The following is a 25842-nucleotide window of genomic DNA, read 5'->3' on the forward strand; positions in this document are numbered from 1 at the left end:
CGGGCCGCCGGTGTCCCGGCCGGACGTCGTCCTCTCCCGCCGGAACCCCGGCGGTCCCCGCTCCCGAGGACCTCCCGCGCGAGCTGTCGCGGCGACGGTCCCGGGGCGGCCCGGTCAGTCGAGCACGACGACCTCGGCCGGGTCGAACGCGACCCCGACCGTGTCCCCGACCTCCGGCGCCAGCCGCAGCGCACAGGCGGCCTCCAGGCGCGGCGCGTCCTCCGGCTGGAGCCGGACGGCGACGTGGGTGCCCCGGAAGGTGCGGGCGGCGACCGTGCAGCGCAAGCCCTCGTCCGCGCCGACCAGCCGCACCCCGGCCGGGCGGACCAGCAGCGTGCGGGGGCCCTGCGCGGAGCCGGCCGGCACCGGCACCTTGCCCCACGGGGTGTCCGCGGCCTCCTCGGCGACGCTCGCCTCCACCACGTTGTCGAAGCCGAGGAAGCGGGCCACGAAGGCGTCCGCCGGCCGCTGCCAGACCTCGAGCGGCGTACCGGACTGGGCGATCCGTCCGTCCCGCATCACCACCACCCGGTCGGCCAGCGCGAACGCCTCGCCCTGGTCGTGGGTGACCGCGAGCACGGTGGTGCCCAACCGGCCGAACAGCTCCCGCAGTTCGACCACCAGTCGCTCGCGCAGCGACCGGTCGAGCTGGCCGAGCGGTTCGTCCAGCATCAGCAGCCGGGGCCGGGGCGCGAGCGCACGCGCCAGCGCGACCCGCTGCTGCTCACCGCCCGAGAGCGCGGCGACGGCCCGGCGGGCGGCGCCCGGCAGCCCGACCAGGTCCAGCAACTCCTGCACGCGCTCGGCCTGTTGGCGCTTGGGCGTGCCGTGCATGCGTAGCCCGAAGGCCACGTTGCCGCCCACGTCCCGCTGCGGGAAGAGCTGGTGGTCCTGGAACATCAGCCCGAGCGCCCGCCGGTGCGCGGCCACCCCGGCCTGGTCGCGCCCGTCGAGCAGGACCCGCCCGGCGTCGAGGGGCTGCAGCCCGGCCACCGCCCGCAGCAGCGTCGACTTGCCGCTGCCGCTCGGCCCGAGCACGCACACCACCTCGTGCTCGGCGACGGCGAGGTCGACGGCGTCCAGCACGGCCCGTCCGCCGAACCGCACGGTCGCGCCCTCGAGCCGCAACAGCATCAGAACTCCCCCGTCCGGTCGATGGGGGTGCCCCCGGTCGAGCCTGTTCGAGACTGGGGGAGCAGCCGCTCCAGCACCAGCAGGGCCACCGCGCACACCAGCATCAGAATCGTCGACAGGGCCATCGCCTGCCCGTAGTTGAGCTCACCGGCCCGCCCGAGCAGCCGCGCCACCGCGACCGGCAGCGTGGGGTTGTCGGGCCGGGCGATGAACACCGTCGCCCCGAACTCCCCGAGCGACACCGCGAAGGCGAACCCGGCCGCGACGAGCAGCGCCCGCCGCACCATCGGCAGGTCCACCTCCCGCCACACCCGCCAGGGCGACGCCCCGAGCACGGCCGCCGCCTCCCGCAGCCGTCCGTCCACCGCCCGCAGCACGGGCAGCATGGTCCGCACGACGAAGGGGACGCCGACCAGCGCCTGGGCGAGCGGCACCAGGATCCAGGTGCCGCGCAGGTCCAGCGGGGGCTCGTCGAGCGCGATCAGGAAGCCGAAGCCGACGGTCACCGCGGAGACGCCCAGCGGCAGCATCAGCAGCGCGTCGAAGCCCCGGACGAGACGTCCGGCGTCCCGCCGGGTGAGGGCCGCCGCGGCCAGCCCGCCGATCAGCAGCGCGAGGGCGGTCGCGGCGGCGGCGTACTCCAGCGAGTTGCCGATCGCCTCGATCGGCGGCACCAGGAAGACGTTGCCCTCCTCGCTGGTCAGCGCCCGGTAGTAGGCGAGGTCCGGCGCGTCCAGCGACCGCTGCACCAGCACGGCCGGCGGCAGCACCAGCAGCAGGGCGATGCTCGCCAGCACCCCGCCGAGCAGCGCCCACTGCCCCGCCCCGCGCGGCCGCCGCGCGGTCAGCTTCGCGTCCACCAGCCGCAGCGCGGTCTCCCGCCGCCGCACCGTCCAGGCGTGCACGGCGAGGATCGCGCCCACGGCCGCGAACTGGACGATCGTCAGGACGGCCGCCGTGGACAGGTCGAAGATCTCGGAGGTCTGCCGGTAGATCTCCACCTCGAGCGTGGAGAAGGCGGGGCCGCCGAGGATCTGGACCACGCCGAAGGAGGTGAAGGTGAAGAGGAAGACCATCAGCGCGGCGGCGGCCACGGCGGGCCCGAGCGCGGGGAGGGTGACCGTGCGCCAGGCCCGCGCCCGGGAGGCGCCGAGCATGCGCGCGGCCTCCTCCTGCCGGGGGTCGAGCTGCGACCACAGCCCGCCCACCGTGCGCACGACGACCGCGTAGTTGAAGAAGACGTGCGCGAGCAGGATCGCCCACACGGTGGTGTCCAGCCGTACGCCCCACAGGTCGTCGAGGAGTCCGCCGCGCCCGACGAGCGCGAGGAACGCCGTGCCGACGACGACCGTCGGCAGCACGAACGGGACGGTGACGACGGCCCGCAGCACCTGCTTGCCCGGGAAGTCCAGGCGCGCGAAGACGTACGCGCCCGGCAGCGCCAGCAGCAGGGTGAGCGCGGTGGAGGCGAGCGCCTGCCAGGTGGTGAACCACAGGACGTGCCGGATGCCGGCCTGCCCGAGCACGTCGAGGAGGCGGCCGAACCGCCACTGCCCGTCGACGTGGAGTCCGCGCGAGACGATCGCGGCGACGGGGTAGGCGAAGAAGATCCCGAAGAACGCGACGGGCAGGGCCATGAGCCCGAGCCGCGCCGCGTTCCCGGAAGGCCTCCTGGCCGGGGTCACTTCAGTACGAGCGAGGTCCACGACGTGACCCACCGGTCGCGGTTCTCGGCGATCCTCGCCGGGTCCATGGTCTCGGGGTCCTGCGCGGCGGGCCCGTACTTCGTGAACTCGGCGGGCACGCCCGCGCCCTCGGTCACCGGGTAGACGAACATGTTGAGCGGCATGTCCTCCTGGAACTCCCGGGAGATCAGGAAGTCGATGAGCGCCTTGCCGCCGGCGCTGTTCCTCGCGTTGCTCAGCAGCCCCGCGAACTCGACCTGCCGGAAGCAGGTGCCGGTGGCCACGCCGGTCGGCGCGGTGGTGGGCCTGGGGTCGGCGAAGACGACCTCGGCGGGCGGCGAGGAGGCGTAGGAGACGACGAGCGGCCGGTCGCCCCCGGCCTTCCTGCCGCCCGCGGAACCGGAGAACTCCTCGTTGTAGGCCTGCTCCCAGCCGGAGACCACCTTCACGCCGTTGGCCCGCAGCTTCTTCCAGTAGCCCTCCCACCCGTCGTCGCCGTACCGGGCGGCCGTACCGAGCAGGAAGCCGAGGCCGGGTGAGGAGGTGGAGGCGTTCTCGGTGACCAGGAGGTTCCTGTAGGCGGGCTTGACCAGGTCGTCGAAGGTGGCCGGCGGGGCCAGCTCGTGGTCGGCGAAGTACTTCTTGTCGTAGTTGACGCAGACGTCGCCGTGGTCGACGGGGGTGACCCGGTGCTTGTCCGCGTCGAGCCGGTACGCGGCGCCGACCCGGTCGAGGCCCTTGGCCTCGTACGGCTGGAACAGGCCGTTGTCGAGGGCGCGGGACAGGAGCGTGTTGTCGACGCCGAAGAAGACGTCGCCCTGCGGGTTGTCCTTGGTGAGGATCGCCTTGTTGACGGCCTGCCCGGCGTCGCCGTCGGTGAGGACCTTCACCTTGTAGCCGGACTGCTTCTCGAAGTCGGCGAGCACGCTCTTCGTCACGGCCCACGAGTCGTGGCTGACGAGGGTGACGGTCTTCGGGTCGCCACCTGATCCGGTGTCGCCGGACGACGAACCGCACGCGGACAGCGTGACGAGACCGAGGCCGACCGCCGCGGCCACGAACATCCTGGTGTGCACTGGATTCCTCCTGGGGTTGACCAGGAAGAGACGCGGCCCTGCCCGGGACCCGCGGAGACTCCGCGGGTACCCGGGCAGGGCGCAACAGCTCGAGTGATGACCGAACTTCCTACCCAGAATGACCTGGGCGAGGTTCAGAGGGTCTGCGGCCGGTTGCCGCACTCTCAGCGCTGTGGCGCTCCCCTGTCGGAATATGAAGGTATGAAGTTGTCCGGGATCAGACTACCGCTCGGTGGCGGCGAGCTGACCACAGGCCCCGTCGATCTCCTGGCCGCGGGTGTCCCGGATGGTGACCGGCACCCCGTGCGCCGCGATGGCCTCGACGAACGCCTTCTCGTCCTCGGGCCGGGAGGCGGTCCACTTCGAGCCGGGCGTCGGGTTGAGCGGGATCAGGTTGACGTGCACCGGTCGGCCCTTGAGGAGCCGTCCCAGGCGGTCGCCGCGCCAGGCCTGGTCGTTGATGTCGCGGATCAGGGCGTACTCGATGGACAGCCGGCGGCCGGACTTCTCGGCGTACTCGAAGCCCGCGTCGAGCACCTCGCGCACCTTCCACCGCGTGTTCACGGGGACGAGGGTGTCGCGCAGCTCGTCGTCCGGGGCGTGCAGCGAGATGGCGAGCCGGCACTTGAAGCCCTCGTCGGAGAACCGGTGGATGGCCGGCACCAGCCCGACCGTCGACACGGTGATCCCGCGCTGCGACAGGCCGAGCCCGTCCGGCGTCGGGTCGGTGAGCGCGCGGATCGCGCCGACGACCCGCTTGTAGTTGGCGAGGGGCTCGCCCATGCCCATGAAGACGATGTTGGACAGCCGGGCCGGCCCGCCCGGGACCTCCCCGTCCCTCAGCGCCCGCATCCCGTCGACGATCTGGTGCACGATCTCCGCCGTCGACAGGTTCCGGTCCAGCCCGGCCTGTCCGGTGGCGCAGAACGGGCAGTTCATCCCGCAGCCCGCCTGGGAGCTGATGCACATCGTCACCCGGTCCGGGTAACGCATCAGCACCGACTCCACGAGCGTGCCGTCGAACAGCCGCCACAGCGTCTTGCGGGTGGTGCCCTGGTCGGTCGACAGGTGCCGGACCACCGTCATCAGGTCGGGCAGCAGCGCCTCGCGCAGCTTGTCGCGCGCCCCGGCGGGGATGTCGGTCCACTCCGCCGGGTCGTGCGCGTACCGCGCGAAGTAGTGCTGCGACAGCTGCTTCGCCCGGAACGGCTTCTCACCGATCTCCGCGACCGCCTCCTTCCGCTCGGCGGGCGAGAGGTCGGCGAGATGCCGCGGCGGCTTCTTGGCTCCGCGGGGGGCGACGAAAACGAGTTCTCCGGGCTTAGGCATGGCCCTACCAGTGTCGCAGATCCACTCGGGTGACCCGGTCGGCCGGCCGGAGCACGCGACGAGCCCCCGTCCGCGGGGGACGGGGGCTCGGGTCGGCCGGGTGCGGACCGGTCAGCCGGAGCCGACGAACAGCACCAGGAGGAGCCAGACGACCGGCGCCGTCGGCAGCAGCGAGTCCAGCCGGTCCATGATGCCGCCGTGGCCCGGGAGCAGCGTGCCCATGTCCTTGATGCCCAGGTCCCGCTTGATCATGGACTCGCCGAGGTCACCGAGCGTGGCGCTGGCCGCGACCGCGAGGCCGAGGAGCAGGCCCTGCCACCAGGTGCCGTCGTCGATGAGGAACTGCATGCACAGCGCGCCGGCGACCATCGCGAACGACACCGCGCCGAGCAGGCCCTCGCGGGTCTTGCCGGGACTGATGCGCGGGGCGAGCTTGTGCCGGCCGAAGCGCCAGCCGACGGCGTACGCGCCGGTGTCGCTGACCACCGTCAGCACCAGGAAGGTCAGCACGCGCTGCGCCCCGTCGTCGGCCGTGAGCATCAAGGCGACGAAGGTGGCCAGGAACGGGACGTAGAAGGCCGCGAAGACACCGGCGGTGACGTCCTTGAGGTAGCCCTCCGGCGGTTCCGTCATGCGCCAGACCAGGACCGCCAGCGCGGTCAGGGCCATGGCGACCCACGCCCCCTCGGCGCCCCTGACGTACCCGGCGACGACCATCGCGGCACCGCCGAGCGCGAGCGGCACCAGCGGCGCCTTGATGCCCTTGCGCTCCTGGAGCCGGCTGGTCAGCTCCCACAGGCCCACGACGACGGCGACCGCTATGACGCCGACGAACACGGCCTTGACGATGAACAGCGAGGCGACGATCACCACGCCGAGACCGACCCCGACCCCTATGGCCGCGCCCAGGTCTCGGCCCGCGCTCTTCTTCTGCGGTGCGGGCGCCGGCTGCGGGGCGTCGGGCATGGGATCCGGATTCTGCGGCACCGCCGCATGGGGCTGCGCCGACGGGGTCTCGTCGCGGAACATCTGGTGCGGGGACGTCCCGCCGTGGAACGTCCCCTCTCGGAACAAGGGGCCGCCCGGCCGGGCGGCCCCCCGGTCGTCATCCTGGTTTCCGCCGTGAGCGGGTACGTCGGGGACGACGGGCATGGGGCGAGTCTGCTGCGCCTCAGGCGCATCGTACGCGGGACCCGCCGGGGCAGCGCCCTGGGCCGGCCCCCGGTCGGTGGGCCCCCAGTACCCGGCCGGTGAACCGGCGTGCGGCGGAGCGCCCCAGGAAGAGTCGTTCATCAGACCTCGAGCAGCTCCGCTTCCTTGTGCTTCAGGAGCTCGTCCACCTGGGCGACGTACTTCGCGGTGGTGTCGTCGAGCTCCTTCTCCGCACGGCGGCCCTCGTCCTCGCCGACCTCGCCGTCCTTGATCAGCTTGTCGATGGCGTCCTTGGCCTTGCGGCGCACCGAACGGATCGACACCCGGGCGTCCTCCGCCTTGCCCTTGGCGACCTTGATGTAGTCGCGGCGGCGCTCCTCGGTGAGCTCGGGGAACACCACGCGGATGATGTTGCCGTCGTTGCTCGGGTTGACGCCCAGGTCGGAGTCCCGGATCGCCTGCTCGATGTTGCGCAGCGCGCTCTTGTCGAACGGGGTCACGACCGCCATGCGCGGCTCCGGCACCGAGAACGAGGCCAGCTGGTTGATCGGCGTCGGCGCACCGTAGTAGTCCGCCACGATCTTGTTGAACATCGCCGGGTGCGCACGCCCGGTGCGGATCGCGGCGAAGTCCTCCTTGGCGACCACGACGGCCTTCTCCATCTTCTCCTCGGCCTCGAGGAGGGTCTCTTCGATCACCACTTGCTCCTGCGTGTCTTGAGTAGGCCCGGCTGCGGTTCCTTGCGGGGGGCGGCGGCCGGCTGCGTCGCGTCTTCTTCCTGCACGGTTCCCGACCGGCAGGACATTGTCCATCCCCCGACCAGGGTCCGTCCCCCGGTCAGGTGTTGCCGTACGGACCGGGTGCGCCGCCGGTCGGACCGGCGGTCACCGGTCAGCTCCGGCTGCCTTGGTCACCCACAAGCGTGCCGATCTTCTCACCCTTGACGGCCCGCGCGATATTGCCCTCGGCCAGAAGCTCGAAGACGAGGATCGGGAGCTTGTTGTCACGGCACAGCGTGATCGCGGTGGCGTCGGCGACCTTCAGCTCGCGCGTGATGACCTCGCCGTAGCCGAGGGAGTCGAACTTGACCGCTTCCGGGTTGGTCTTCGGGTCGGAGTCGTAGACGCCGTCCACCCCGTTCTTGCCCATCAGCAGCGCCTCGGCGTCGATCTCGAGGGCGCGCTGCGCGGCGGTGGTGTCGGTGGAGAAGTACGGCATGCCCATGCCGGCGCCGAAGATGACCACGCGGCCCTTCTCCAGGTGGCGCACGGCGCGCAGCGGGATGTACGGCTCGGCGACCTGGCCCATGGTGATGGCGGTCTGGACCCGGCTGTCGATGCCCTCCTTCTCCAGGAAGTCCTGGAGGGCGAGGCAGTTCATCACGGTGCCGAGCATGCCCATGTAGTCCGAGCGGGCCCGGTCCATGCCGCGCACCTGGAGTTCGGCGCCGCGGAAGAAGTTGCCGCCGCCGATGACGACCGCGATCTGGGCGCCGTCGCGCACCACGGCCGCGATCTCGCGGGCGATCTTGTGCACCACGTCGGGGTCCACGCCCAGGCCCCCGCCGCCGGAGAATGCCTCTCCGGACAGCTTCAGCAGGAACCGGCCGCTCACTTTGCCGTCGTCGCTCTTCTGGGCCTTGGTGGTCATGGGAGATCCCGCCTCTTTCACGTGGTGCACATGCGAAGAAGGCCATTGCCGGTGGGGTGTCGTTCGCAACCCATGCGCGGCAATGGCCTCCTCGTCAGATCTGCTGTCGTCCGTCACGCGTCCAGTGACGACGTACCCGGACGACTGCTGTCGACCCTATCGGGGTCGCGCGTCCGTCGCGGTACGGACTCAGATGCCGACCTTGATGCGCGTGAAGCGCTTCAGGGTGACACCGGCCTCGTCCAGGATCTTCTGGACGGACTTCTTGTTGTCGAGCGCGTACGGCTGGCCGAGCAGCGTGGCGTCCTTGAAGAAGCCGTTGAGACGACCCTCGACGATCTTGGCGATCGCGGCCTCGGGCTTGCCCTCGGCGCGGGTGGTCTCCTCGGCGATGCGGCGCTCGGACTCGACGACCTCGGCCGGCACGTCCTCCTTGGAGAGGTACTTCGGCGCGAAGGCGGCGATGTGCTGCGCGACGCCCTTGGCGACCTCGGCGTTCGGCTTGTCGAGCTCGACGAGGACGCCGATCTGCGGCGGCAGGTCGGGCATCGTGCGGTGCATGTAGGCGAGCACGAAGCCGTCGGCGAACTGCGCGAAGCGGTCCAGGACGATCTTCTCGCCCAGGTTGGCGTTGGCCTCGTCCACGAACGCCTGGACGGTCTTGCCGGGCTCGATCTCGGAGGCGAGCAGGGCCTCGAGGTCGGCCGGGGAGCTCTTGGCGATGTGCTCCGCGATCGTGTTGGCGGCGGCCTGGAACTTGTCGCCCTTGGCGACGAAGTCCGTCTCGCACTTCAGCTCGACCAGCACGCCGGAGGAGTTGTCGTCGGCGATGATCGAGACCACGGCACCGTTCTCGGCGGAGCGGCCCTCGCGCTTGGCGACGCCCTTCTGGCCCTTGATCCGGAGCGCCTCGACGGCCTTCTCGACGTTGCCCTCGGCCTCGTCCAGCGCCTTCTTGCAGTCCATCATGCCGGCGCCGGTGAGCTCGCGGAGCTTCTTGACGTCGGCGGCGGTGTAGTTCGCCATGAGTCTGTGAATCTTTCTCGAAGTCTGGAAGATCGAAGATCTGCACGGTCCGGGAGCCCCGGTCAGCGGGAGCTCTCCGAACTCTGTGCCGACCTACGGGTGAACGGCGGGGGCGGAGTTCATGTCCCTGCCCCCGCCGTCAACGCTGAAGCTGACGGATCAGGCCTGCTCGGCGTCCGCGGCCGGAGCCTCGGTGGCCTCGGCGGCCGGAGCCTCGGCGGCCGGGGCCTCGGTGGCCTCGGCGGCAGGGGCCTCGGCGGCGGCCGGGGCCTCCTCGGCCTTCTTCTCGCCCTCGAGCAGGTCGCGCTCCCACGCGGCCAGCGGCTCGCCGGCGCCCTTGTCGCCCTTGTCGCCGGTGGCGACGCCGGAGCGGGCGATGAGGCCCTCGGCGACGGCGTCGGCGATCACGCGGGTGAGCAGGGTGACGGAGCGGATCGCGTCGTCGTTGCCCGGGATCTTGTAGTCGACCTCGTCGGGGTCACAGTTGGTGTCGAGGATGGCGACGACCGGGATGTTGAGCTTCCGGGCCTCGCCGACCGCGATGTGCTCCTTCTTGGTGTCCACGATCCAGACGGCGCTGGGGACCTTGGACATCTCGCGGATACCGCCGAGGGTCTTCTCGAGCTTGGCCTTCTCGCGGGAGAGGACCAGCAGCTCCTTCTTGGTCAGACCGGACGCGGCGACGTCCTCGAAGTCGATCTGCTCGAGCTCCTTGAGGCGCTGCAGACGCTTGTAGACGGTCGAGAAGTTGGTGAGCATGCCGCCCAGCCAGCGCTGGTTGACGTAGGGCATGCCGACGCGGGTGGCCTGCTCGGCGATGGCCTCCTGCGCCTGCTTCTTGGTGCCGACGAACATGACCGTGCCGCCGTGGGCGACGGTCTCCTTGACGAACTCGTAGGCGCGGTCGATGTACGACAGCGACTGGAGCAGGTCGATGATGTAGATGCCGTTGCGCTCGGTGAAGATGAAGCGCTTCATCTTCGGGTTCCAGCGACGGGTCTGGTGACCGAAGTGGACGCCGCTCTCCAGCAGCTCCCGCATCGTGACGACGGCCATGGCCGTTCTCCTTGGGTTTCTCGGTTGTGCCGCGGATGCCGGACGGCTCCCGCGCCTGACGCCCGCGGTGCGCCGAGCCACGAAGGACCGAGGGGCGCGGATACCGGAGACCGACGTGTCGGATCCGGTACCGGGGCGTGCGAAGTCGACCCGGTGACCCGGATCGCCAGAAGAAGTGTACGGGACCGGCGGGGCGTCGGGTGACGTCGCTGTCCCCAACCGGCGGGTGGTCCACAGGTCCCGGCCGCCGCCGGCGTGTTCGCGGGACGGTTTCCGCATGTTCCCGAAGCGTTGTGCGGCCCTGCTGCCGCTGCTGCTGATCACCGCGGTGGCCTCGTCGGCCCGGGCGGATCCGGCACCGTCCGCTCCCGTCGTGCCGGCCCCTTCCGCACCGGTCCCGGCGCTCGCCCGGTCCTGGCCGGTGGGGGTGCGCCCGGCGGTGGTGCGCGGCTGGGAGCCGCCACCGACCGCGTACGCCCGCGGCCACCGGGGCGTGGACCTCGCGGCCCCGGCCGGCGCCCCGGTCCGCGCGGCGGCGGCGGGCCGGGTCCTGTTCGCGGGACGGGTGGCCGGGAGGGGGGTGGTGTCCGTGGACCTGGCGGGCACGGACCTGCGGACGACGTACGAACCGGTGACGGCGTCGGTCCGCAAGGGTGACGTGGTCGCGGCGGGCGCGGTGGTGGGGCGGGTGGAGGCGGCGGGCTCCCACTGCGCGGTCACGTGCGTGCACTGGGGTCTGCTCAGGGGCCGGTCCTACCTGAACCCCTTGTCGCTGCTCCCGCCGTGGCTGCTGCGCGGGGGGCCTTCGAGGCTGCTGCCGGTGTGGGGGGTGCCGGTGCCGTGACGCCGGCCGGCCGCGCGAGCGGTCGTGTGCCGCCGGGATGGGGAGCCGCCCCTGCTCATGCCGGACCGTGCCTGCTCATGCCGGACCGTGCCTGCTCACGCCACCGGTGCGGTGCCGTGCCGCGCGTGATCCGCACAGGAGGCCCCGGCTCCGAAGAGGCCTCAGCCCCGGACCCCCCGCAGCACCATTCCCACCGCCGCCGCGGTGATCCCGGACGGCTCCTCCGCTCCCAGCTCGATCCTCCGCACGGCCGCGTCCACGACCCCCTGGACGAGCATCGCCGCCAGCCGCGGCTCCGTGTGCCCGAGCTCCGCCAGCGCCTCGACGATCATCGCCACGAGCCCGCCGTGCGCGGCCCGGATCTTCTCCCGCGCCCCCGCGTCCAGCTCGCTCGCCGAGATCGCGACGACGGCCCGGTGCCGCCGGTCGCCCACCAGGGCCAGCTGCCGCCGCACATAGGCCTCGATCCTGGCCTCCGGCCCGTCCGCCGCGGCCATCGCCGCCTCGACCTCCGCCGCCCAGACGGGGAAGTCGACCTCGCACAGCTCCTCGACCACGGCCGCCCGGGACCGGAAGTACTCGTACACGGACGAGCGGGCGAGGCCCGTCCGCTCGGCGAGGGCGGGGAAGGTCAGCGCCTCCGTCCCGCCCTCGGACAGCAACGACCGAGCCGCGTCCAGCAGGGCGGCTCGTTGCATCGACCGGTGCTCGGCCACGGAGGCCGCTCGAATCCTTGGCACGTCGTCCACTGTACGGACGCCGCACCTCCGACGGGAGCGACTCGGCCCGCACGGCCGGCATCCGGCCGGGTCAGCGACCGAAGCTCGCCAGCTTCGCGCGCAGCTGGAGCACGGACTTCGTGTGGATCTGGCTGACCCGGCTCTCGGTGACGCCCAGGACGTTGCCGATCTCCGCCAGGGTCAGCCCCTCGTAGTAGTACAGGGTCACGACCGTCTTCTCCCGGTCGGGCAGCGTGTTGATGGCCCGGGCCAGGAATCTCCGCAGCTCCCGGTCCTCGGCCACCTCGACGGGGTTGTCCGCGGCGGTGTCCTCCAGCGTGTCCATGACGCTGAGCCCGTCCCCGCCCTCGGCCCCGACGTGCAGCAGTTCCTCCAGCGCCACCACGTTGGCCAGCGACAACTGGCTGAACACGGCGTGCAGCTCGTCGACGGGGATGCCCATCTCGGCGGCGACCTCGCCCTCCGTCGGCGTCCGCCGCAGCCGTGCCTCCAGCGTCGCGTACGCCCGCTCCACGTTCCGCGCCTTCTGCCGCACGGACCGGGGAATCCAGTCCAGCGCCCGCAGCTCGTCGATCATCGCGCCGCGGATCCGGGTGATCGCGTACGTCTCGAACTTGATCTCCCGGTCGATGTCGAACTTCTCGATCGCGTCGATGAGCCCGAACACCCCCGACGACACGAAGTCCGCCTGCTCGACGTTGGGCGGCAGTCCCACGCTCACCCGGCCCGCCACGTACTTGACCAGCGGCGAGTAGTGCAGGATCAGCTGCTCCCGCAGCCGCTCGTCCCCCGTCGCCTTGTAGGACCGCCACAGCTCGTCGAGCGTCGAGGGAGCGGGCGGCCGCACGCTGCCACCGTCACGGGCGGCTGGGGGGATCGCCGCCCGGTCGGACCCGGAGGTGTGCTGGGGCATTCGTCGCCTTGTGTCGTTCTGCCGTGAGTGTGTGGGTCGGGGGTGTTCGGGTGAGCTGTCGTGACCGGTGCCGTGGTGATGCCTGTCGTGCCGAACCGTGTGGTGCCGTGCCGTGTGGTGCCGTGCCGTGTGGTGCAGGAGCCTCCGGTCCGTGCCGGAATCCTCGTGAGCGTAGCGTGACTGACGTGTCGCGGTGCGCGAAGAGCGTGGTCGGACCTGTGCGCAGTTGCGTTCCGCGGACCGCGCCGCCGGGGCGCGGCCCGCGCGCCGGGGGGCGGCCGGAACGCGTCAACTGCGGGCGTTTCCAAGGGGTTCGGCGTTCCCCCGGACGGCCGAACCCCGTCGGTCAACACGGGCGACCCCCCTCCCGGACGGAGACCATTGCCTGGCGTGTCAACTTCCAGCCGTCGCCATGTCGTTCGACGTGACCGAGTGCCCTGAGTTCGTACAGTCTCGCGATCGCGTCGTCCGGGGTGGTCGACGCCTCGCGGGCGATCTCGTCGACCGCCGCGGCCCGACGGCCGGGCAGGGCGGCCAGGACCCGCCGGGCGCCCGGTTCCAGCAGGTCGCGCGGCAGCACCGGCCCGCGCCGCTCGGGAGCCAGCTCCCCCATGTCACCGACCAGCTCGACGACCTCGGCCGCGTCGGTGACCAGCACGGCCTCCCCGCGCAGGAGCTCGTGCACCCCCGCCGACAGGCCGCTGGTGGCCGGCCCGGGCACGCCCATCGTGTGCCGGCCCAGCCGTTGCGCCGCCCGCGCGGTGACCAGCGAACCGCTGCGGTGGGCCGCCTCGACGACCACCGTGCCCCGGGTGAGCGCGGCGATCACCCGGTTGCGCTGGACGAACCGGCTCTGCGTCGGGTGGTCCCCCGGCGGCAGCTCCCCCACGACCAGGCCCTGTCCGGCGATCCGGTTGATCAGCTCGGTGTGGCCGCGCGGATAGGGCCGGTCGACGCCGCAGGCGAGGACGGCGACGGTGGCGCCGCCCGCGCCGAGGGCGCCCCGGTGGGCGGCGCCGTCGACCCCGTAGGCGCCGCCGGAGACCACCACCCAGCCGTGCTCGGCGAGGCCGGCGGCGAGGGTGGCCGCCATGTGCGCCCCGTACTCGGTGCAGGCGCGGGCGCCGACGACCGCGACCGAGCGCAGCGCCCACATCCGCAGACTGGGCCGGCCGCGGACCCACAGGCCGAGGGGGCGGGCGTCGCCGAGGTCGTCCAGCGGCCCGGGCCACTCGGTGTCCCCCGGGACCACGAACCGCACCCCCGCCTCCCGTGCGAGGGCCAGGTCGCGGTCCGGGTCGGCCCGCTCGGCCCGCGCCCGCAGCCCGGCCCACCGCCGGGCGGTCGCCCCGGGCAGCGGCTCCCCGCCGCTCCGCAGCCGCCGCGCCACCTCGGCCGCCCCGCGCTCGCGCACCCACTGTCCGCCCACCGGGTCGCCGGGCTCGACGACCCGGGACAGGAAGACCCGGTCGAGCCGGTCCCCGCCCGGGTCCGGGGCGCCGGTCACGCCGGGGCCCCGAGCGCCATCGGCACCCCGCGCGGCACACCCGTGCGCAGTTGCAGCGCCAGGGCGACGTCGGTCGCGTCGGGCCGGTCGTGACCGACCAGGTCGGCGACGGTCCAGGCGACGCGCACGACCCGGTCCAGTCCCCGGGCGGTGAGCACCCCGCGCTCCAGGTTCCGCTCGGCCTCGTCCAGCGCGCCGGACACGGGACGCCAGCGGCTGCGCAGCTCCCGCCCCGGCACTTCGCCGTTGGTCCGCCAGGGGGTGCCGGCCAGCCGGGCCGCCGCGCGCTCCCGGGCGGCGCGGACGCGGTCGGCGACGGTCGCCGTGGACTCGCCCCCGGGGCCGCGGTGGGCGAGCTCGGCCCTGCTGACGGGGTCCACCTCGACCCGCAGGTCGACCCGGTCCAGCAACGGTCCGGAGAGCCGGGCCTGGTAGCGGCGGATCGCCGAGGGCGGGCAGTCGCACAGGCTGTCCCGCTGGGAGAAGCGACCGCACGGGCAGGGGTTGGCCGCCAGCACCATCAGGAACCGCGCGGGGAACCGCACCACGCCCGCGCTGCGGGCGATCACCACGTGCCCCGCCTCGAGGGGCTGGCGCAGGGCGTCGAGGGCGCGGCTGCTGAACTCCGGGGTCTCGTCCAGGAAGAGGACCCCTCGGTGGGCCATGGACACCGCCCCGGGACGCGCCATGTTCGCGCCGCCTCCGACGAGGGCCTGCATCGTGGCGGAGTGGTGCGGCGCGCAGTACGGGGGCACGTCGATCAGGGGCTTGCCGGGCGGCAGCAGGCCGGCCACCGAGTGGACCGCGGTGACCTCCAGGGACTCCTGCCGGTCCAGCCGGGGCAGCACGGCCGGCAGCCGCTCGGCGAGCATGGTCTTGCCCGCCCCCGGCGGTCCCTCCAGGAACAGGTGGTGTCCGCCCGCCGCGGCCACCTCCACGGCCGTGCGTGCCGAGCGCTGGCCCACGACGTCGGCGAGGTCGTGTCCGTGGTCCTGCCGGCCGGGGCCGACGCCGTGCATGCCGGCGGCCGCGCCCGTGCCCGGCATCCGCAGGCCGGCCAGGAGCGGATCGGGGCGGCCCGCCTCGTCCGGTTCCTCCTCGGGCACCGGCTCGTCCGCGAGGACGGCGATCAGCTGGCGCAGACTGCGCACCCCGAGCACGGAGACGCCCGGGACCAGCGAGGCCTCCGCGGCCGCGCACTCGGGCACGACCACCTGTTCGTAGCCGGCGTCCGCCGCGGCCAGCACCGCGGGCAGGATCCCCCTCACCGGCCGCACCCGCCCGTCGAGGCCCAGCTCCCCGATCATCACGATGTCGGCGAGCACCCGTGGGTCGATCCGCTCGGCCGCGCCCAGCACGGCGCAGGCGACGGCCAGGTCGAACCCGCTGCCGGCCTTCGGCACCGACGCGGGACTGAGGCCGACGGTGAGCTTCTTCTGCGGCCATTCGCCGCCCGAGTTGGCCACCGCGGCGCGCACCCGGTCCCGGCTCTCGCTCAGGCTCTTGTCCGGCAGCCCGACCAGGGTGAAGGCCGCGACCCCGGGCTCCAGGTCCGCCTGGACCTCGACCACGACCCCCTCGACGCCCACGAGCGCCACCGAGCACGTCCGTGCGAACCCCATCTCAGGCCACCCCCCGCACGTGCTCGACGACGGGCGCGCCGCGCCGGGGCAGGACGACACCGACGAGGTCGATCCGGACGCCGCCCGGCGGGGCTCCGCCGTGGACCTGGATCCATCGTTCGGCGAGGCCGCGCAGACGCCGGGCCTTCTGCGGCGTCACCGCCGCCATGGGGTGCTGGAAGCCGCCGGCCCGGCGGGTCTTGACCTCGCAGACGACCAGGACGTCGCCCTCCCGGGCGACGATGTCGATCTCCCCGGTCCTGCCACAGCGCCAGTTGCGCTCCAGGACCGTCATCCCGGCGCCGGCCAGCCGCCGGGCGGCCAGTTCCTCGCCGTACCTGCCGAGTGCGCCTCGTGCCAGATCCGTCCTCATGTGGGCACCACCTCCGGCGCCCACGTTCACGCCTGCGCGTCACCGGAAAGGATCTTGGTGCGCAACTCGGCGGCTGTGGACAACTCCACCACCCACAAGGGTGACCGTGTCACCGGGGCCGGCTCACCCGCCCGGGAGCTCCAGGTCGCTCTTGTTCAGCTCCTCGATGTTCACGTCCTTGAACGTGAGGACCCGCACCTGCTTCACGAACCGGGCCGGCCGGTACATGTCCCACACCCAGGCGTCCGCCATCGACACCTCGAAGAACACCTCGCCCTGGACCGAGTGCACCTGCATCTCGTAGTCGTTGGTCAGGTAGAAGCGCCGCTCGGTCTCGATCACGTATTTGAACAGACCGACGACATCGCGGTACTCCCGGTAGAGCTTCAGCTCCATCTCGGTCTCGTACTTCTCGAGGTCCTCGGCGCTCATGGCATGTTCCCCTTCAGCCGTGCGATCCCCCCATTGTGCGCCAGTCCCGTGAACCGCTAGACGATTTCCGTGTCGAGGGTCACGGGGTGGGCCGGGGGACCTTCGTCGAGCAGCCTGCGCAGCAGCTCGGCGAGTCTGGTCGGATACACCGTCTCATGTGCCCGGGTGAGTTCCTGACACGTCCACCAGCGCGCTCCGGCGACGCTGCGCCGTTCCAGCTCGGTCAGGGCGGTGGCCCCGGTCGCCGTCACGGACGTACGCGCCAGGTAGTACCACTCGTCCTGGTCCCAGCGACGGCCCGCGAACGGGAAGGAACATCTGCGCCGCCACACCACCGGGCCGAGCTCGACGTCGGTGATGCCCGTCTCCTCGGCGAGTTCCCTCAGCGCGGCCTGTTCACGGCTCTCCTCGCCCTCCAGGCCGCCGCCGGGCGTGAACCACCAGTCGTCGGCCGGGTCGTCCGGCTCGTGGCCGTGCAGCAGCAGGACGCGGTCCTCGGGGTCGAGGAGGACCACCCGGGCGACCTTGCGCAGCCCGCCGTCGTACGAGTCGACGCCCGCGCCGGCCCCCTCGGCGGGCACGGACGGCTCGGCGGGCGCGGCCGGTTCAGCGGGCACCGGCGGGCTCCTGGCGGGAGCGACGGGAGACGCGCTTGGCGATCGGGCCGTACGCGCCGCCGCCGAGGACGAGGACCGCGCCGGCGACGATCAGCCGGCCGATCGTGCCGATCGGGCCCGGCTGCGAGAGGACGCCGAGGGTCTCGAAGCCGGTGGGGCGCTCGAGCATGCCGTTCATCGGCCAGACGACGGCGTCGACGCGGGCCTTCACGGCGCCGCGCGCGACCGTGCCGCCGGCCGCGTCCGTGAGGTGGGCGGTGGAGTCCAGGGAGCCCTGGCGTTCGTCGCCCAGCAGGAACAGCCGGCCGTCGGGGACCTTCACGGTGGGGAAGTTCTTGATCTCGGCGAGGCTGCCCTCGGGCAGGTACGGTTCCTCGATCTGCTTGCCGTTGACGGTCAGCTTGCCGTCGGTGCAGCAGGAGACCGTGTCGCCGCCGACCGCGACCACCCGCTTGACCACGGGGGCGTTGCTCGCCCAGGTCTTGTCGGTGAAGACCACGACGTCCCCGCGGCGCACCTCGTCGCCGTCCACCACCTCGGCCAGGACCCGGTCACCGGCCTTGATCGTCGGGCTCATGGAACTGGTGGGCACGGTGTACGGCCGGTAGAACAGCGCCGCCCAGCCGAATCCGCCGAGGAACAGCGCGAGGCCCAGCGCGACCGCCACACCGGACAGTCGCTGTCCGGTCCGGCTGCCCGCCGGGCCGCCGCCGGTGCCGCCGCCGGTCCGCGGGGCCGTACGCGTCGTGCTCTCGCCACCCATGGATCCGCACCCTACCCGGCGGTACCGAGCCGGGTCAGCCCTTCGTCCCCGGCCATGGTCACGAGCCGGGGAAAGAGCGTGCCGGGCGAAGGGCGGGTCAGCGGGTCTCCGCCACCCGGGCGCGGCGGCGCCACAGGACGACCGGGACGACGCCGGCGAGGGCGAGTCCCTGCGGGGCGACCGTCAGGGCGGCGGAGGCCGACGCCTGGGTGTTCAGACCGTCCTGGTCGAAGGTGTCCGGCACCGGCAGCGTGCCCCAGCGGTTGATCGGCCAGGCCTTGACGACGGCGCGGCCGACGACATCGTCGACGGGGACCATGCCGTGGTTCTCGTCGGACTGGTTGTAGCGGGAGTCGCGCGAGTTCTGGCGGTGGTCGCCCATGACCCAGATGTAGCCCTCGGGGACCTTCACCGTGAACTGCCCGCCCGAGTCGTCCATGCTGCACGGCGTGTTGCCCGGGTACACGTACGGCTCGTTCAGCGCCTTGCCGTTGACCGTGAGCGGGCCCGTCTTCTTGCAGGAGACGGTGTCGCCGCCGACGCCGATCACTCGTTTGATCAGGTCCTTCTCCTCCGCGGACGGCATCAGGCCGATCCAGCTGAGGAAGGTCTGCACGGCGTTCGGTTCGACGGTGGGCTCGCCCGCGAGCCAGTTGTCCGGGTCGTGGAAGACGACGACCTCGCCGCGCTCCGGCTCGGAGCCGAACCACGGGGTCAGCTTGTCGACGAGGACGCGGTCCCCCTCCTGCAGGGTGTTCTGCATCGAGTCGGAGGGGATCGAGAACGCCTGCACCAGGAACGTCTTGATCAGCAGGGCGAGGACGAGCGCGATGCCGATCAGGATCGGCAGCTCCTTCCAGAAGGAGCGCGGCTTCTTCGCCCTGGGGGACCTGTCGTCCGGCCCGGGCCCCGTCGTGGGGGGCTGCCCGTCCCCGGGGCCGCCGTCTCCGGCCGCCGGGACGTCATCCCCGGAGGTCACGACGCCGTCCGCAACCGGGTCGGACGCGCCCGCGGGACGTCCGCGGTGCTCCTCGCCGTCGTGTCCGGATCGTGCGCCAACCGCCACATCCCCCACGCCAACTCCTCACTCTGTGCCGCTGCCTGCTCCACGTGCGGTGCAGGCCCACCACTCCCATAACGAGCGGGAGTTCCGCAGGGCTCGGGAGTCGGATCATTCCGTTCGGATCGTCGGTGACAACCCTATGCGACGTCCCGGGAGACGCGGCCGTCCCGACGACCGAGTCGGTCACGGAAGAAAAGGTTTGCGGTTCCTTGAGCATGTTCCAGTGGCCCAGGGGCCAGGCGATGACCATGGCGCGTCCCACCACCTCGTCCTCGGAGACGGTGCCGCCGTAGTCGGTGTCCTGATGGGCGCGGGAGTCCGCGGAGTTGGCCCGGTGGTCGCCCATCACCCACAGCCGTCCCTGGGGGACGGTGATGTCGAACTGCGTGGTGGAGGGGGCGTTGCCGGGGAAGAGATAACCCCCCTCGTTCAGGGGAACGCCGTTGACGGTGACCCGCCCTTGCGCGTCGCAGCACTGGACGCGGTCGCCGCCGACGCCGACGACCCGCTTGATGAGGTCCTTCTCGTTGTCCGACGGCAGCAGACCGATGAAGGTGAGCCCTTCCTTGATCTGCTTGACGACGACGGGGTCGTTCTTCTTCGTCGTGGTCTGCTCGTCCTGGAGCCAGCCGCCGGGGTCCTTGAAGACCACGACGTCCCCGCGCTCGGGCTTGGAGCCGAACCAGGGCGTGAACTTGTCCACCAGGACGCGGTCGCCGATCTGGATCGTCTGCTCCATGGAGCCCGACGGGATGACGAAGGCCTGCACGAGGAAGGTCTTCAGGACCAGGGCTATGAGCACGGCGACGCCCACCAGGAGGGGGATCTCCCGGACGGCGCTGCGCCTGCGCTTGCGCTTGACCTTGCGCTGGAGTTTGCGCCGCTCCGCGCGCGTGCGGCCGCCGGCCGAGCCCCCGGCGGCGCGCCGCACCCCGGTGGGGAGGAGGTTGTCCGCGGCGCTGCTCGGGACGCCGCGGGGCTTGCCGCGGTTACCCATGGGCGCCCGCCGCGGTCTTCGGGGCGCCCGCAGCGGGCACACGCGCGTAGGCGTCCGGGCGGTGCAGGCGGGTGAGGTGTGCGGAGGGCCAGACGATCCAGTCGGCGCGGCCGATCACGGAGTCGACGGGGATCATGCCGCCGCCCGGTGAGCCCAGACGGTCGCGGGAGTCGCTGGAGGCGCTGCGGTGGTCGCCGAGGACGAACAGGGTGCCCTCGGGCACCTCCACGTCGAAGGACACCGTGGACGGGCCGTCGCCCGGATACAGGAACGTCGACTCGTCGACCGACCGGCCGTTCACCTGGATCCTCCCCTCCTCGTCGCAGCAGACCACGTGGTCTCCACCCACACCTACAACGCGTTTGACGTAGTCGGCGTCCCCGAAATACCCGGTGCCGTCGAACACAACCACATCGCCACGCCGTGGCTCGGCACCGAAGCGGTACGCCAACCTATTTACGAGAACACGGTCGCCGATCCTCAATCCGTTCTCCATGGATCCGCTGGGAATCTGGAACGGTTTGACCACGAAAGCGTTGAGGAGCAGCAAAAACAGCAGGCAGACCAGCAGGGTCAGGCTGATCCGGCCACCGGGGAGCCGGTCCGTGATCCGTGCCGCCAACGCGAAACGCGACCGTCCCTCCGCCCCCTCCGGATCCGAGGCGTCCTCGGGAACGGAAGGGTGGGAGGAGCGGTCGCGCTCCGTCGGCTGTGCTTCGGTGTCCATCGGAGCCAGATGCTATCCGGCTCCGCTCCGGACCCCGGAGAGCGCTCAGTTGTCGCGCTTCTCCTTGATCTTCGCGGCCTTGCCGCGCAGCTCGCGCAGGTAGTACAGCTTCGCGCGACGCACGTCACCGCGGGTGACGAGCTCGATCTTCTCGACGATCGGGGTGTGCACCGGGAAGGTGCGCTCGACGCCGACGGAGAACGAGACCTTGCGGACCGTGAAGGTCTCGCGGACGCCGGCGCCCTGGCGACGGATCACCACGCCCTTGAACTGCTGCACACGGGAGCGGTTGCCCTCGATGACGCGGACGTGGACGTTGACGGTGTCACCCGGGCGGAAGGCCGGGACGTCGCTGCGCAGCGACGCGGCGTCGACGGAGTCGAGCAGGTGCGACATTTCGTCTGCTTTCTTCGCTGATGCCACAGGTCATCAACGGGAACTAGAGGTTCGGGATGAGAGCCGTGCGCGTCGGGGCGGGCGTCGTGTCCCCCTGTGGCAGGGGCGCACACCGGACGGCGCACAACAGCGGCCTATTCTTCCACGTCCTCTGTCCTGCGCCAAAATCGGCCGTGCGGCTCCCCCTCGGGGTCCGGTTCCCAGCCCAGGACGGACAGCGTCTCGCGGTCCTTCTTGTCGAAGGCCTCGGGCTCGCAGCGCTCGATCAGGTCGGGCCGGTGGGCCGTCGTGCGCCGGAGGGCCTCGTCGCGGCGCCAGCGGGCGATCTTGCCGTGGTGGCCGCTGAGCAGCACTTCGGGGATCTCCCGGCCGCGCCAGGCGGGCGGTTTGGTGTAGACGGGGCCTTCCAGGAGGTTGGCCATGGCGCCGGGCGCGAAGGAGTCGTCGCGGTGGGACTCGGCGTTGCCGAGGACGCCGGGCAGCAGGCGCGCCACGGCCTCCGTGACGACCAGGACGGCCGCCTCGCCGCCGGCGAGGACGTAGTCGCCGATGGAGACCTCGTAGACCGGTATCCGGGTGGCGTACTCGTCGACGACCCGCCGGTCGATGCCCTCGTAGCGGGCCGGCGTGAAGATCAGCCAGGGGCGCTCGGAGAGCTCGACGGCGAGTTCCTGGGTGAAGGGGCGGCCGCTGGGGGTCGGCACGACGAGCGCGGGGGCGTGCGCGCCGGTCTCGTAGCCGTCGGCGAGGACGGAGTCCAGGGCGTCGCCCCACGGCTCGGTCTTCATGACCATGCCGGGGCCGCCGCCGTAGGGGGTGTCGTCGACCGTGTGGTGGCGGTCGTAGGTCCACTGCCGCAGGTCGTGCACGTGCACGTCGAGCTGTCCGCGCGCGCGTGCCTTGCCGACCAGGGAGACGTTCAGCGGGTCGAGGTACTCGGGGAAGATCGTGACGACGTCGAGGCGCATCACGCCTCCTCCTCCGACGCGTCGCGCGTCGAGGCGATCTCCGCGCGGCCGTCGATGAGGCCGGGCGGCGGGTCGATGACCGCGCGCTGCTCCTCCAGGTCGATCTCGGTGACGATCTCCTCGACGAACGGGATCAGCACCTCGGTGCCGTCGGCGCGCTCGACGATGAACAGGTCCTGGGAGGGCAGGTGCGAGATCTCGGTGATCCGGCCGACCTCCACGCCGTCCCGGGTCACCACGTCGAGGTCGATCAGCTGGTGGTCGTAGTACTCGTCCTCGCCCTCGGGGAGTTCCCCGGGGTCCACCTCGGCGATGAGGAGGGTGTTGCGCAGGGCCTCGGCCGCGTTGCGGTCGGCGACTCCCGCGAAGCGCAGGAGGAGACGGCCGCTGTGCACCCGGCCGGTCTCGATCGTGAGCGGCCCCGCCGAGGCGGGGTCCGTGAGCAGTACGGCGCCGGGGCCGAGCCGCAGTTCCGGCTCGTCGGTGCGGACCTCGACGGTGACCTCGCCCTTGATGCCGTGGGCGCGGCCGATCCGTGCGACTACGAGCTGCACTGTTCGAAGATCTCCTGTCGTACTGTCGTCACGACTGTCTCGACGACCGTCGTCTCACTCGACGACCGCTGTCTCAACGACTGCGGGCCGGGGACGGCCCAGTGGCCCTCCCCGGCCCGAGCCGGTTGCGCTAAGCGTCAGCGGACGTGGTCGACGTCGACGAGGTCGACGCGGACACCGCGGCCGCCGATGGCGCCCACGACGGTGCGCAGGGCGCGTGCGGTGCGGCCGTTGCGGCCGATCACCTTGCCGAGGTCGTCCGGGTGGACCCGGACCTCGAGCACTCGCCCGCGACGCAGGTTGCGCGAGGCGACCTGCACATCGTCAGGGTTGTCGACGATGCCCTTCACGAGGTGCTCGAGAGCCTCCTCGAGCATGCTCAGGCCTCGGTCGACTCGGACTCAGCCGCAGCCTCGTCCTTCTTCTCGGCCTTCTTCTTCTGGGTGATCGCCTCACCCTTGCCCTCGTCGTCGCCACCGAGGGCCTCGAAGGACGGACGCGCCTTCTTCGGCTCGGCGACCAGCAGCGGAGCCGGGGCGGGCTCGCCCTTGAACTTCTGCCAGTCGCCGGTCTTCTTCAGGATGGCGAGCACGGGCTCGGTCGGCTGGGCGCCGACGCCGAGCCAGTACGCCACGCGCTCCGCGTCGACCTCGATGACCGACGGGTTGTACGTCGGGTGGTACTTGCCGATCTCCTCGATCGCACGGCCGTCACGACGGGTGCGGGAGTCGGCGACGACGATGCGGTAGTGAGGCGAACGGATCTTGCCCAGACGCTTCAGCTTGATCTTGACTGCCACGGGAGTGGGTTCTCCTGGATTTGACGTGGTGGGGCACGGCGGGAATGCCGCGTGGGGTTGCGGTACCCGAGTGCCCGACGGACGCGTCAGCCGGAGGAGAGAGGGGTCCTGTGCGGCTGTCGAGTACAGCTAGCCATTGTGCCACACCCCGTGGACCGCTTCCGGCCGGGGGCGTCCGGGCACGGCCGATCCACGCGCGGCCGCACGCGCGGCGACCCGCGGGTCCGCGGTCCGCGAGCACGCGGGCCACGGGTACGTGCCGATCGCGGCGCGGGCCCGTGGCCGGGCACGCGTCGCGGTCACGTCGTACGGCGCCGGCCCGGACCGCCCCTCCCCGTCGTCGGGGCGGTCCGGGCCGACGTGCCGTCCGTGTCCTGAACCGGCAGCCACGAGATGCCGGTGTCCGACCGGTCGGCGGTCAGGCCGCGCCCATGACGTCCGGGATCCGGAACGGCTTCCCGCAGCCTCCGCACACGATCGGGGCCTGCGCCAGGACGGACGGCACCACCCGGACGTTGCGCCCGCAGTCGCAGACCGCCTTGACGCGGACACCGCCGCCGGAGGAGCCGTGACGGGCGGCGGGACCGCGGAAGGCGCGGGTGGTTTCGGCGGACGTGGCCGCCGTGTGGGCCTTGAGGGCCCGCTGGAGGCGCTCGATCGTCGGACGGTAGCGGCGCTTGGCCTCCGGATTGAGCGTGACCAGCGAGAAACCGCTGCTGGGATGCGGCTCCTCGGGGTGGTCGAGGCCCAGTTCCTCGGCGATCGCCAGGAATCTGCGGTTGTGGTAGCGGCCGGCGCGGGAGGTGTCGCGGACGCCGCGGGAGGCGGCGATCCCGTGGACTGCCTCATGGAGCAGTCGCTCGAAGGAGAGCTCGTGACCGCAGGCGGACGACGACTCCCCGATCAGGGACTCTGGCGCGGCAAGGTCCGGCAGCTCGGGGTGGTACCGCTGAATGTCGGCCCACGCCTGCGCCAGCTCTGCGGCGAGTACAGGTGGTGTCTGTGTCGTGCTCACGTAATGACAACGAGCGGGGGTGCCACTGTGTTCCTATTCCGGGGCATCCCAAATAATTTGCACGTACCCGTCAGTTTGTACTGATGCGCACTGACGAGGGCGGGTGCGCTGATCTGCGGAGAAGCCTCACAGCTCCCCCCAAGGTGGTGCGTACTTCGTCCTACGCCCCGGCGCGTAACGATGTCCACGCGCCGGGGGGAGGAACGTTCCGCAGGGGCGCAAGAGGCGTTTCGGTCGCTCTCGCGGCGGAGGGCGCCGCCTCCGCGTGCGCGGGCGACGACGGCGACGTTACCGGGTGCGCCCCCGTCCGCCGGCGGCGGCCGCCCCGACGGTCCTCGCCATGGCGTGATGGTACGGCCCCAGGTTGCCGGGGCGTGAAATCTCGCCACACGCGCGCGCAGACCGCAAGCGGGGACCCCCGACCCCTGGACGCCGGGTCGGGTCGGGAGTTACCTGGCATACGGGGGGAGTGCGGGCGCACTGACGGGGGCCACCTGAACGGGTACAGCGGCAACTCTCGGCGGATTGGGGCGCTTTTCCATGACACCTACGCTCGTGCGGCAGCACCTGCCTCACGCGGGGCCGCGGCCTCGCGCTGATCTGGGTGCACGCGCGCGTGACTGGTCCGAGATCCAGGAGCGGATGCTGGTTCCGCTCTACGAGGCCGTCTACGAGCGACTGGAAGTCGGCCCGGGCACCCGGCTGCTGGGCCTCGGCTGCGGCTCCGGACTGGCCCTGCTCATGGCGGCGTCCAGAGGCGCCTCGCTCACGGGGGTCGAGACCTCCTCCCCCGAACGGCTGGCCCTCGCACGCCGGCGGCTGCTGCCGGAGGGCTCGGGCCCGCACGCGCGTGCAGGCGCGCGGCTCGTCTGGGGCTCGCCCGAGGACGCGGCCGACGCGGAGACGCCCGCGTACAACCTGGTGACCGCCTTCGAGCCCGTCGGCTGTCTCGCGGGCGGCTCCGAGGGGCTCGGCGAACTGCTGGCGGCCGCCACGCCGCTGGCCGAGCGGGGTTCGCCCGTCGTGCTCGTCGGCTGGGGCCCGCCGGAACGCTGTGCCACCTCCTCCGTGCTGCGGATCGCCACCAAGCTGGCCGATCCCCTCCGTTCCGCGGGCCGTTGGCGCCCGGCCCTGCGCGACGACCTGGAGGAGGTCGCGCAGCGGGCCGGGCTGAGGCCGGACGGATCGGGGCGGGTGGCCTGCCCGTTCGGGTACGCCTGCGTCGACAGTGCCCTCAAGGGCCTGCTGTCCACCGGCCTGTTCGACGCGGCGATCGCCGCGACCGACCAGGCGCAGGTGGACAAGGAGGTCACGGAGGCGCTGCACCCGTACCGTCGCGAGGACGGCACGGTGTGGATGCCGAACGTGTTCCGGTACCTGATCGCGCGCACCGTCTAGGCGCCG

28 protein-coding genes and 1 riboswitch are annotated in these 25842 nt (G+C 72.1%); of the genes, 2 read left to right on the forward strand and 26 right to left on the reverse strand.

Features of this window, described 5'->3' with window-relative positions; genetic code table 11:
* Positions 1-114 precede the first annotated feature (114 nt).
* The 9 genes from ACH4F6_RS29620 to rpsB form a co-directional block, all read right to left on the reverse strand.
* On the reverse strand, positions 115-1134 hold the full coding sequence (locus ACH4F6_RS29620; RefSeq protein ID WP_397963448.1) for an ABC transporter ATP-binding protein: 1020 nt from the start codon (positions 1132-1134) through the stop codon (positions 115-117).
* Complete coding sequence (locus ACH4F6_RS29625; RefSeq protein ID WP_397963449.1) at positions 1134-2840, reverse strand: ABC transporter permease; 1707 nt, start codon at positions 2838-2840, stop codon at positions 1134-1136. Before ACH4F6_RS29625 ends, ACH4F6_RS29620 begins: the two co-directional genes overlap by 1 nt.
* Positions 2816-3883: a thiamine ABC transporter substrate binding subunit gene (locus ACH4F6_RS29630; protein ID WP_397963516.1), complete on the reverse strand. Its 1068-nt coding sequence runs from the start codon at positions 3881-3883 to the stop codon at positions 2816-2818. The genes ACH4F6_RS29625 and ACH4F6_RS29630 overlap by 25 nt, the downstream gene beginning before the upstream one ends.
* Positions 3884-3983: 100 nt before the next feature.
* A riboswitch (TPP riboswitch) is annotated at positions 3984-4090 on the reverse strand.
* Positions 4091-4117: 27 nt separating this feature from the next.
* Entirely contained in the window at positions 4118-5224 is a 1107-nt protein-coding gene (gene rlmN / locus ACH4F6_RS29635) for a 23S rRNA (adenine(2503)-C(2))-methyltransferase RlmN (RefSeq protein WP_397963450.1), read from the reverse strand.
* Positions 5225-5335: 111 nt separating this feature from the next.
* Positions 5336-6517, reverse strand: coding sequence for a phosphatidate cytidylyltransferase (locus tag ACH4F6_RS29640; RefSeq protein ID WP_397963451.1), 1182 nt, complete (start codon positions 6515-6517; stop codon positions 5336-5338).
* Positions 6517-7074, reverse strand: a complete 558-nt coding sequence (gene frr, locus ACH4F6_RS29645) for a ribosome recycling factor (protein ID WP_067041614.1) — start codon at positions 7072-7074, stop codon at positions 6517-6519. The genes ACH4F6_RS29640 and frr overlap by 1 nt, the downstream gene beginning before the upstream one ends.
* Before the next feature lie 193 nt (positions 7075-7267).
* Positions 7268-8026: a UMP kinase gene (gene pyrH, locus ACH4F6_RS29650; RefSeq protein WP_397963452.1), complete on the reverse strand. Its 759-nt coding sequence runs from the start codon at positions 8024-8026 to the stop codon at positions 7268-7270.
* 189 nt (positions 8027-8215) lie between these two features.
* The gene (gene tsf, locus ACH4F6_RS29655; RefSeq protein WP_397963453.1) at positions 8216-9052 is read right to left on the reverse strand and encodes a translation elongation factor Ts; all 837 of its coding nucleotides are present in this window, start codon (positions 9050-9052) and stop codon (positions 8216-8218) included.
* Between the two features lie 159 nt (positions 9053-9211).
* Positions 9212-10108, reverse strand: coding sequence for a 30S ribosomal protein S2 (gene rpsB, locus ACH4F6_RS29660; protein ID WP_397963454.1), 897 nt, complete (start codon positions 10106-10108; stop codon positions 9212-9214).
* A 277-nt stretch (positions 10109-10385) separates the two neighbouring features.
* Here rpsB and ACH4F6_RS29665 point away from each other — a divergent pair, with 277 nt between their 5' ends.
* Positions 10386-10952: a peptidoglycan DD-metalloendopeptidase family protein gene (locus tag ACH4F6_RS29665; protein WP_397963455.1), complete on the forward strand. Its 567-nt coding sequence runs from the start codon at positions 10386-10388 to the stop codon at positions 10950-10952.
* A 161-nt stretch (positions 10953-11113) separates the two neighbouring features.
* Here ACH4F6_RS29665 and ACH4F6_RS29670 read toward each other — a convergent pair whose 3' ends face one another.
* From ACH4F6_RS29670 to ACH4F6_RS29750, 17 genes are all read right to left on the reverse strand, one after another.
* Positions 11114-11668, reverse strand: coding sequence for a TetR/AcrR family transcriptional regulator (locus ACH4F6_RS29670; protein WP_397963517.1), 555 nt, complete (start codon positions 11666-11668; stop codon positions 11114-11116).
* Between the two features lie 94 nt (positions 11669-11762).
* Positions 11763-12605: an RNA polymerase sigma factor WhiG gene (gene whiG, locus ACH4F6_RS29675; protein WP_397963456.1), complete on the reverse strand. Its 843-nt coding sequence runs from the start codon at positions 12603-12605 to the stop codon at positions 11763-11765.
* Positions 12606-12951: 346 nt separating this feature from the next.
* A complete protein-coding gene (dprA, locus tag ACH4F6_RS29680) occupies positions 12952-14112 on the reverse strand; it encodes a DNA-processing protein DprA (protein ID WP_397963457.1) in 1161 nt (386 codons plus the stop codon).
* Positions 14109-15734, reverse strand: a complete 1626-nt coding sequence (locus tag ACH4F6_RS29685) for a YifB family Mg chelatase-like AAA ATPase (RefSeq protein WP_397963458.1) — start codon at positions 15732-15734, stop codon at positions 14109-14111. Before ACH4F6_RS29685 ends, dprA begins: the two co-directional genes overlap by 4 nt.
* Position 15735: 1 nt before the next feature.
* Positions 15736-16137 carry a YraN family protein gene (locus ACH4F6_RS29690; protein ID WP_397963459.1) on the reverse strand — a complete coding sequence of 134 codons (402 nt, stop codon included), beginning with the start codon at positions 16135-16137 and terminating at the stop codon, positions 15736-15738.
* A 93-nt stretch (positions 16138-16230) separates the two neighbouring features.
* The gene (locus tag ACH4F6_RS29695) at positions 16231-16539 is read right to left on the reverse strand and encodes a DUF2469 domain-containing protein (RefSeq protein WP_003965949.1); all 309 of its coding nucleotides are present in this window, start codon (positions 16537-16539) and stop codon (positions 16231-16233) included.
* Positions 16540-16595: 56 nt separating this feature from the next.
* The gene (locus ACH4F6_RS29700; protein ID WP_397963518.1) at positions 16596-17120 is read right to left on the reverse strand and encodes an NUDIX hydrolase; all 525 of its coding nucleotides are present in this window, start codon (positions 17118-17120) and stop codon (positions 16596-16598) included.
* Between the two features lie 25 nt (positions 17121-17145).
* Complete coding sequence (lepB, locus tag ACH4F6_RS29705) at positions 17146-17919, reverse strand: signal peptidase I (RefSeq protein ID WP_397963460.1); 774 nt, start codon at positions 17917-17919, stop codon at positions 17146-17148.
* Between the two features lie 97 nt (positions 17920-18016).
* Positions 18017-18994, reverse strand: a complete 978-nt coding sequence (lepB, locus tag ACH4F6_RS29710) for a signal peptidase I (RefSeq protein WP_397963461.1) — start codon at positions 18992-18994, stop codon at positions 18017-18019.
* Entirely contained in the window at positions 18882-19979 is a 1098-nt protein-coding gene (gene lepB / locus ACH4F6_RS29715; protein ID WP_397963462.1) for a signal peptidase I, read from the reverse strand. The genes lepB (ACH4F6_RS29710) and lepB (ACH4F6_RS29715) overlap by 113 nt, the downstream gene beginning before the upstream one ends.
* Positions 19972-20706, reverse strand: a complete 735-nt coding sequence (gene lepB / locus ACH4F6_RS29720) for a signal peptidase I (RefSeq protein ID WP_397963463.1) — start codon at positions 20704-20706, stop codon at positions 19972-19974. Before lepB (ACH4F6_RS29720) ends, lepB (ACH4F6_RS29715) begins: the two co-directional genes overlap by 8 nt.
* Positions 20707-20751: 45 nt before the next feature.
* On the reverse strand, positions 20752-21102 hold the full coding sequence (gene rplS, locus ACH4F6_RS29725; protein WP_020128707.1) for a 50S ribosomal protein L19: 351 nt from the start codon (positions 21100-21102) through the stop codon (positions 20752-20754).
* A gap of 134 nt (positions 21103-21236) precedes the next feature.
* Positions 21237-22070, reverse strand: a complete 834-nt coding sequence (trmD, locus tag ACH4F6_RS29730) for a tRNA (guanosine(37)-N1)-methyltransferase TrmD (RefSeq protein ID WP_397963464.1) — start codon at positions 22068-22070, stop codon at positions 21237-21239.
* A complete protein-coding gene (gene rimM / locus ACH4F6_RS29735) occupies positions 22070-22624 on the reverse strand; it encodes a ribosome maturation factor RimM (protein WP_397963465.1) in 555 nt (184 codons plus the stop codon). Before rimM ends, trmD begins: the two co-directional genes overlap by 1 nt.
* Positions 22625-22761: 137 nt before the next feature.
* Positions 22762-23001: an RNA-binding protein gene (locus tag ACH4F6_RS29740; RefSeq protein WP_003973401.1), complete on the reverse strand. Its 240-nt coding sequence runs from the start codon at positions 22999-23001 to the stop codon at positions 22762-22764.
* A gap of 2 nt (positions 23002-23003) precedes the next feature.
* Positions 23004-23423, reverse strand: coding sequence for a 30S ribosomal protein S16 (gene rpsP / locus ACH4F6_RS29745; protein WP_189937321.1), 420 nt, complete (start codon positions 23421-23423; stop codon positions 23004-23006).
* A 418-nt stretch (positions 23424-23841) separates the two neighbouring features.
* The gene (locus tag ACH4F6_RS29750) at positions 23842-24438 is read right to left on the reverse strand and encodes a hypothetical protein (protein WP_397963466.1); all 597 of its coding nucleotides are present in this window, start codon (positions 24436-24438) and stop codon (positions 23842-23844) included.
* A 540-nt stretch (positions 24439-24978) separates the two neighbouring features.
* Here ACH4F6_RS29750 and ACH4F6_RS29755 point away from each other — a divergent pair.
* Positions 24979-25836 carry an SAM-dependent methyltransferase gene (locus tag ACH4F6_RS29755; RefSeq protein WP_397963467.1) on the forward strand — a complete coding sequence of 286 codons (858 nt, stop codon included), beginning with the start codon at positions 24979-24981 and terminating at the stop codon, positions 25834-25836.
* Positions 25837-25842 lie beyond the last annotated feature (6 nt).

This window comes from Streptomyces sp. NPDC017936 (genome assembly GCF_044328485.1).
Classification (GTDB): Bacteria; Actinomycetota; Actinomycetes; order Streptomycetales; family Streptomycetaceae; genus Streptomyces.